The sequence below is a fragment of the Citricoccus sp. genome (genome assembly GCF_035445025.1).
Classification (GTDB): domain Bacteria; phylum Actinomycetota; class Actinomycetes; order Actinomycetales; family Micrococcaceae; genus Citricoccus.
Map to the genome: position 1 here is coordinate 1 of NZ_DAOMPX010000074.1, position 7,762 is coordinate 7,762.

A 7,762-nucleotide genomic window follows, 5' to 3' on the forward strand; every position below is an offset into this window, starting at 1 on the left:
CCAGATCGTGGATGGGGTTCAGGGTGTCCCTCACGGTGCGTCCGAGCCGGTCCAGGGTGTGCACGACGATGAGGTCGCCCTCCCGGGCCTGGTCCAGGGCAGCGTGGAGCCCGGGGCGGTTGGTGTTGGCACCGGATTTCTTGTCGACATAGATCCGCTTCGCCGTGATGCCCTCCTGACGCAGGGCATCGATCTGCCGGTCGAGGTCCTGTTTTGTGGTCGAGACCCGCGCGTAGCCGATGTCCATGGGCACACTGTACCGAAAGTCATCTGTGTACGCTCCGGGTGGGACGTCGTTTTGGGTTTAGTTCTGGGACGCAAATCCGCGGCGTGTCGTCGTGCTTGGTCACTCTCTGGGGGAGTGTTCCAGTTCCAAGGAACTGGGACGGGTCCACAGCACGTAGCATCTTTCGGTGACGAGAACCTGACAGAAGTGTGGAGGTGGGCCGCCGTTGGATGTACTCATGGCGGCTCTGCCCATTGTGCTGACCTTGGCCCTGCTGCTCGTGCCGGCTCCGTCGTGGGTGGCACCGGGGGCCGGGCTGGTCTCGGCCGTGCTGATCGGTATGGCCTGGTTCTCCACCCCGGTGGCGGAGCTGTCCTCGGCCTTGGGCGAGAGCGTCTGGACCCTGGTGGAGGTGCTGGCGATCATCGCTGGCGGAATCCTGCTCTCCCGCGTCATGGACCGCACCGGCGCCCAGGAGAAGCTGGCCCGGTGGCTCTCGGCCGGCGGTGGTCCCACGGTGGCCTCGGCGCTGCTCATGGCGCACGGGGTGGTGCCGTTCATGGAGACGGTCACCGGATTCGGGGTCTCCGTGATCATCGGACTGCCATTGCTGCTGTCCCTAGGGTTCACTCCGTTGCGGGCCGCCTCGCTCTCACTGGTGGCCCTGATGGTGGGCCCCTGGGGATCGATGGGTCCTGGCACGCTACTGGGCTCCCAGATCGCCGGCGTCACCCTGCAGGATCTGGGCGTGGCCTCCGGGGTGTTGAACGTGATCGCCTTCCTGGGCTCGGGCGCCGTGGCCGCGGTCATCGCCGGACGGGGACTGCCCACAACCGCCGGCGGCTCCCGGCCCCGACCGGTTGACTACCTCGCCTGGATCGGCACGGGACTGGCCTCGGGCGTGGTGCTGTCCGTACTTGTGCTGGCCGCCAATCTGGCCTTCGGCACGGCCGTGGCCGGTGCGGTGGCAACCCTGGTGATGTCCGCGGGCTGGGCCGGGGTGATCAACCGGGGCCGGATGGGGCCCATCCCGGCCCGCGCCCTGGTGCCGTACCTGGTGTTGCTGCTGGGCACCATCACCGGACAGCTCTTGGAGGGACTGCTGCCGCTCGGGGGGTTCGGCGCGGTGCTGGGCTCACCGGCATTGTGGTCCATCACCGGTGCCCTGGTCGGCATCGTCGTGCTGTCCATGGACCGGGACCACCGGTGGCTCCTGCCCCGAGAGATCCGCCGGATGTGGCTGCAGGTGGCGGTGCCGACCGGTCTGTACCTGGTGTTGGGCACCGCGGTCTCCGCCGGTGGACTGGCCCAGGCGCTGGCCACGGCACTGACCGGGCTGGGGCAGGGCTACCTGCTCCTGGTGCCATTGCTCGGCGGGTTGGGCGGGTACATCACGGCCTCGGGCACTGGGGCCAACGCCATGTTCGGTGGCACCCAGGACGCGGCCGCCAGGGCCCTGGGGGCAGATCCGCTGTGGATGATGGCCTCGCAGAACGTGGCCGCCGGCCTTGCTTGCCTGGCCAGCCCGGCGCGCGTCGAACTCGCCTACCGGATCGCCGGCCCCTTCCAACGGGAGGGCACCCCGGGACCGCCCCTGACCCGCGGGGCCCTGATCGCCCGGACCCTGCCGTTCGTGCTGGTGTGCCTGGTGCTGTGGGGTATCGGCAACATGCTCTGGCTGCCAGGAGCCCAACCAGGGTGACCGTGTTTTCACTCCATCCCGATCAATGGGATCTCGGGTGATGTGCCAGTTGTGAAGCGGGTTACATGAGAGGCGTCACCTCGCTCACGTCCCGGAAGAACGGATACCGCAGATGCCTGCATCCGATGGCCGACTGATCGGTCTCGCCCAGCTCTCCCTGCTGTCGGCTTCCCCGCCCGAGCTTGTGCAGTACGCCGCCGACGCGGGCTTCGATTTCGTCGGCGTCCGGGTCCGGCCCGTGACCGACCAGGAGGCCTCCTACGACGTGCAGCCAGGATCAGCGCTGCTGGCGGAGACGCTCGCGCGGATGGCCGACACCGGCGTGGTGGTCAAGGACATCGAGTTCCTGCTTCTGGACGGCTCGGACCAGCGTGAGGCCTGGATGCGCATGTTCGAGGCCGGACAGGCCTTGGAAGCCGACTCGCTGACCGTGGCCTGCGCCGACACGGACCTCTCCCGGGCCCGTGACACCTTGGCACAGATGGCCGAGGACGGACGGGCCTATGGCATCACCCCAGCTCTCGAAGCCATTAGCTACCAGGTGGTGAACTCCATCCCCCTCGCAGACGAAATCGCGGTCCAGACTGGTTGTGACCTCCTCGTGGACACCCTGCACGTGGCCCGCTTCGGCGGGACGCCGGAGGAGCTGGCCGCCGCCGCGGGCCGTGCGCCCCTGGTGCAGTTCTGCGATGCCCCCGCTGTGCGCCCCACCGACCGCCAGGGCCTGGTGCACGAGTCACGATCGGCACGGCTGGCCCCCGGAGAGGGCGACCTCGACCTGTCCGGCATGCTCGCCGCCATCGAGGCCGGCCTGGCGGACACGCCCCGGACCGGAACACTGCTGCCCGTCTCCGTGGAGGTGCCGAACGACGAGGCCGTCAAGCGCCTGGGCGGGCCCGCCTGGATCCAACACCTGATGCGAGCCACCCGATCCCTGCTCGCCGTCGAGGAGGCGGCCCGATGACCGTCCCGATCACCACAACCACCCCTGCCCCCACCGTCGCCCTGTCCGGCACCGGGCTGCCAGACCCCCAGGGTCCCGACGCCGTGCACGTGCCTCGCATCGGCCTGGGCACCTGGCCGCTGGTGGGTACGGAGGCCCGTGCCGCCGTCGTGCAGGCCCTGCAGCTGGGATACCGCCACGTGGACACCGCGGAGATGTACGGTAACGAGGACGCGGTCGGGGCCGGGGTCCGCGAGAGCGGACTGGCCCGCGCCGAGATCTTCGTGACCTCCAAGCTGACCAACGCCACCTTTGGAGACACCGCCACCGTACGGGCCGGACTCGAGGCCACCCTGGAACGCATGGGCCTGGACTACCTGGACCTCTACCTCATCCACTGGCCGAACCCGCATCGCGCCGAGTCGGAGGGAACCTTCCGGCAGACCTCACAGGCTCTGGCCGAGCTCACGGGGAGCGGGCTGCTTCGGGCCTGGGGCGTCTCGAACTTCACCCCGCACCACCTTCGGACGCTTCGGGACGACGGGCTCGTGCCGGCCGTGAACCAGGTCCAGGTAGACCCGTACGTGGCACAACCCCACGTCCTGGCCGCCAACCGGAATGCCGGCGTGCTCACCGTCGCCTACAGCCCCCTGGGCCGCGGCGGCGAGCTGTTCGACCTGCCCGAGGTCACCGGGCCAGCGGAGCGCCTCGGCATCACACCGGCCCAGGCGCTGCTGCGCTGGCACGTGCAGTCCGGCCGCGTGGCCGTGCCCAAGTCCGCCGACGCCGGCCGGCAGCGCAGCAACCTGGACGTGTTCGGGTTCGAGCTAACCGAGGCAGAGATGCAGGCCCTGGACAGCTTGGACACCGGTGCCGGACCGCGGCTGGACCCCGACGAGCACGGCCGCTGACCACCGATACCACGCCGCCCACCCCGGCCAGGCGTGCGGGCACTCCTGACCCGCCCGGCGCCCGGGCGGGCTCTGCCACCACGGACCTGCCAGGCATGCCCCGGGCCCGGCACCGACCGGGCGAAACGACTGAGACGACAGAAGCGAGAGTGATCCGATGACCCCGGAGACGACGACACCGCAGGACAGCGCCGCCCCGCGGCCCCTGAACGAGGACGAGGTGCTGGCCAACGGCGTCCCCGTGGAGGACGTGGACGTGCTGGTGGCCGGTTCCGGAGCCGGCGGCCTCTCGGCCGCGGTGACCGCCGCCTACCACGGCCTGAACGTCATGGTGGCCGAAAAGGCGTCCGTCTGCGGCGGAGCCACCAGCTGGTCCGGTGGCTGGGCCTGGACACCCGGCACCGCCCTGGCCCGCGCCGAGGGCGTGAACGAGGACCGAGAGCAATTCCGCACCTACCTTCGGGGCGTGCTGGGGGAGCGGTACACCCCGGCCGCGGCTGAGAAGATCGACGCCTTCCTGGAAGCCGTGCCCCACATGGTCGGCTTCTTCCACACCAAGACCGCCATGCAGTTCGTCACGGGCGCGAAGATCAACGACATCTACGGCCACCTGCCCGGAGCCGGCACTGGCAACCGCTCGGTGGGCCCGAAACCGGTCAATGCCTACGAGTTCCGCCCCGAGCTGCTGAAGAAGATGCGTCGACAGTACTACCCCACGTCGTTCTTCGGCATGGGCATCATGGCCGGCAAGGACCTCACCACCATGCTCTCGGCCTCCCAGTGGTCCCCGAAGGGATGGGCCTATGCCGCCGGGCGCGTCATCCCGCATGTGTGGGACATGGTGCGCAAGGGCCGCTCCATGCACTTGGTCAACGGCACCGCCCTGACCGGCCGCCTCATGAAATCCGCCGATGACCTCGGCGTGGACATCCGGGTGAACGCGCCGGTCCAACAGCTGGTCCGCAACACCGAGGGCCGGGTGACCGGCGCCCTGGTGGGCGGTCCCGACGGCGGCCGCTACGTCCGCGCGTCCCGCGGCGTGGTGCTGGCCACCGGCGGGTTCCCGCACGACGTCGAACGCCGACGCCAACTGTTCCCCAAGGCTCCGACCGGCAACGAACACTGGTCCCTGGCCCCGGAGGAGGCCGCCGGCGACGGCCTGGACCTGGCCTTGGGCGCCGGCGGCGTGTTCGACACGGACATGCGTTCCCCGGCCGCCTGGTGCCCCGTGTCCCTGGTCCCGTTCCCGAACGGGAGCCAGGGCGCCTTCCCGCACATCATGGACCGCGCCAAGCCAGGATCCATCGGCGTGCGCCGCGACGGCCGGCGGTTCGTCAACGAGGCCAACGGCTACTTCGACTACGTGGACGGCCTGCTGCAGGCCACCCCGGACGGCGAGCCGGTGGAGTCCTGGCAGATCGCCGACTCCACCTTCGTCCGCAAGTACCCGCTGGGCTTCGCCAAGCCGATCCCCATGCCGTTGCTGCCCTACATCAAGGCCGGATACCTCATCAAGGCAGACACCCTCGAGGAGCTCGCCGGCAAGTGCGGGATCGATCCCACCGGCCTCGTCGAGACCGTGCGCGAGTTCAACGAGAACGCCCGCCGCGGCGAGGACCCGCAGTTCCAGCGCGGCGCCACACCCTTCAACCGCTACGGTGGCGACCCGAAGGTCGGGCCCAACCCCTCGCTGGCACCGATCAAGAAGGGTCCCTTCTACGCGGTACACGTGCGCCCGGGCTCCTTCGGCACCTTCGCCGGGATCGCCGCGGATACCCGAGCCCGCGTCGTCGACACCGCCGGTCGCCCGGTCCCGGGACTGTACACCGCGGGCAACGACCACGCCTCGATCATGCGCGGCAACTACCCCTCCGGCGGCATCAACCTCGGCCCGGCCATGGCCTTCGGCTACATCGCCGGCCGCGACCTGGCTGGCGTGACCGAGTACGAGGACGACGGCACACAAGCACCAACCTGTCCAGACCGAGTGCAAGAGCACACGTACTGACGATGACGAGCGGGAGCAATACGAGATGAGCAGTGCTATGGACACGATGACCGAGGGTCGAGCAGGTTGGGACCACGAGGTTGACCTGTTGGTACTCGGTTCCGGGGCGGCAGGCTTGTCGGCCGCGCTGACCGGTGTCGCCGAGGGCCTGGACGTGCTGGTGCTGGAGAAGACCGATTACATCGGTGGCACCACCGCATACTCCGCCGGCACCTGCTGGATCCCCAACAACCACTTCCAGCGCGAGGACGGGATCATCAATGACGCGGAGAAGGTGGAGGCCTACCTCGACGCCGTGGTGGGGGACAAGTCCCCCAAGGAGATGCGCCAGGCCTACGTGGACAACGGTCCGGAGATGCTGAAGTACATGGAGGGGCTGGGGGTGCGGTTCCTCCGCTCGCCGAACGTGGTGGACTACCACTCCGAGTTGCCGGACACCGGCAAGACCGGCCGTGCCCTGGAACCCGAGCCGTTCGACGGCCGCAAGTTGGGTCCGGCAGACTTCTCACGGATGCGTCGGCCTGTGCCGGAGTTCGCGCTGATGGGCGGGACCATGATGCTGCGCCGGCCGGAGGTGAACACCCTGCTGGGACTGTTCTCGAAGGAGGCCGGAAAGACGGCGAAGGCCGTCACCACCGCGCTGGGCCTGGGCCTGCGCTGGGCCACGGACAGGCTCCGGTACCCGCGTGGCACCCGGCTGGTCATGGGCAACGCGCTGACCGCGCGGATGCTCTACGAGCTCAAGGACCGCGGCGGGGAGCTGTGGGTCAACGCCCGCACCATTGAACTGGTGCGCGATTCCGGCGAGGTGGCGGGCGCCGTGGTCGAACACCGCGGACTGCCCCGGCGGATCCGCGCCCGTCGGGGCGTGGTCCTCGCCGCCGGCGGCTTCGCCCAGAACCCCGAATTGCGCCAGAGGTACCTACCAACGCCCACACCGCAGTACTCCCGGGCCGGGGAGGGTGCTACCGGGGACACCCTAGCGCTGGCCGAGGCCGTGGGCGCCGCCCTCGGCAACGACAACGGCGAGAACGCACTGTGGTTCCCGTCCTCGATCGGCCGGCGACGGGACGGGTCCACCGTGGTCTTCCCGCACATCTGGGACCGCGCCAAGCCCGGACTGATCGCCGTCAACGCGGCCGGCCGACGGTTCGTGGACGAGTCCGTGTCCTACCACCGGTTCGTGAGGGCCATGTATGACTCCCACCGGTCCGTCCCGACCATCCCGGCATGGCTCGTGGTGGACGCCGCGACGCTCGCCAAGTACGGCCTGGGAATGATTACCATGCCGCACCTGCCGGAGTTCGCCCTGCAGCGCTACGTGGACGAGGGTTACCTGGTCAAGGACGTCACCCTGCGGGGTCTGGCCGAGCAGATCGGCGTGGACCCTGAGGGACTTGAGGAGACCGTCCGACGCTACAACGGTTTTGCCGAGACCGGCGTGGACGAGGACTTCCACAAGGGCGAGCTGCTGTTCGGTCGGGTGGCCGGTGATCCCAAGAATGAGCCCAACCCCAACATCGGCCCGGTCCAGCAGGCACCGTACTACGCCATGGCCGTCTACCCGACACCGCTGGCCACCTCCTTCGGCATCCGCGTCAATTCGGAAGCCCAGGTGCTCGACGGGGACGGGGACGCCATCCCGGGACTGTACGCCGCCGGCAACGATGCCGCCTCGGTCATGGGTTCGGAGTATCCCGGAGCCGGCTCACAGGTGGGTTCGGGGATGACGTTCGGTTGGGTGGCCGCCCGACACGCCGCCGCCCGCCGTACCGGTGCCGCCGGCCCGGACGCCGCGGAGGACGCCGATCGGCCCACGCCCCCGGCCTTGCGGTACTCCGGCCAGAAGGAAACAGCATGAGCACAGTCGCAGAGTCCTACCTGGTCGGACTCATCGGTGACGGGATCACCGCGTCGCTGACCCCGCCGATGCACGAGAGGGAGGGACGCGAACAGGGACTGCACTACCTCT

At 69.4% G+C, this 7,762-nt stretch carries 6 protein-coding genes and 1 pseudogene; 6 read left to right on the forward strand and 1 reads right to left on the reverse strand.

What is annotated here, in order from left to right; all coding sequences use genetic code 11:
• Window positions 1–247 (reverse strand): recombinase family protein (locus PLJ28_RS14020; RefSeq protein WP_324590264.1); only part of this gene is annotated, 247 nt, incomplete at its 3' end.
• Window positions 248–464: 217 nt separating this feature from the next.
• Between PLJ28_RS14020 and PLJ28_RS14025 the strand changes: the two genes are divergently transcribed.
• The 6 genes and pseudogenes from PLJ28_RS14025 to PLJ28_RS14050 all read left to right on the forward strand — a co-directional run.
• Window positions 465–1,928 carry an L-lactate permease gene (locus PLJ28_RS14025; protein WP_298045408.1) on the forward strand — a complete coding sequence of 488 codons (1,464 nt, stop codon included), beginning with the start codon at window positions 465–467 and terminating at the stop codon, window positions 1,926–1,928.
• 112 nt (window positions 1,929–2,040) lie between these two features.
• Window positions 2,041–2,892: a sugar phosphate isomerase/epimerase family protein gene (locus tag PLJ28_RS14030; protein WP_183528844.1), complete on the forward strand. Its 852-nt coding sequence runs from the start codon at window positions 2,041–2,043 to the stop codon at window positions 2,890–2,892.
• Window positions 2,889–3,782, forward strand: coding sequence for an aldo/keto reductase (locus PLJ28_RS14035; protein WP_183528841.1), 894 nt, complete (start codon window positions 2,889–2,891; stop codon window positions 3,780–3,782). Before PLJ28_RS14030 ends, PLJ28_RS14035 begins: the two co-directional genes overlap by 4 nt.
• A 157-nt stretch (window positions 3,783–3,939) precedes the next feature.
• Complete coding sequence (locus PLJ28_RS14040; RefSeq protein WP_183528839.1) at window positions 3,940–5,790, forward strand: FAD-dependent oxidoreductase; 1,851 nt, start codon at window positions 3,940–3,942, stop codon at window positions 5,788–5,790.
• A 46-nt stretch (window positions 5,791–5,836) separates the two neighbouring features.
• On the forward strand, window positions 5,837–7,651 hold the full coding sequence (locus PLJ28_RS14045; protein ID WP_298045405.1) for an FAD-dependent oxidoreductase: 1,815 nt from the start codon (window positions 5,837–5,839) through the stop codon (window positions 7,649–7,651).
• Window positions 7,648–7,762 (forward strand): annotated as a pseudogene (locus PLJ28_RS14050) (shikimate dehydrogenase); the annotation flags it as partial. The gene PLJ28_RS14045 and the pseudogene PLJ28_RS14050, both read left to right, overlap by 4 nt.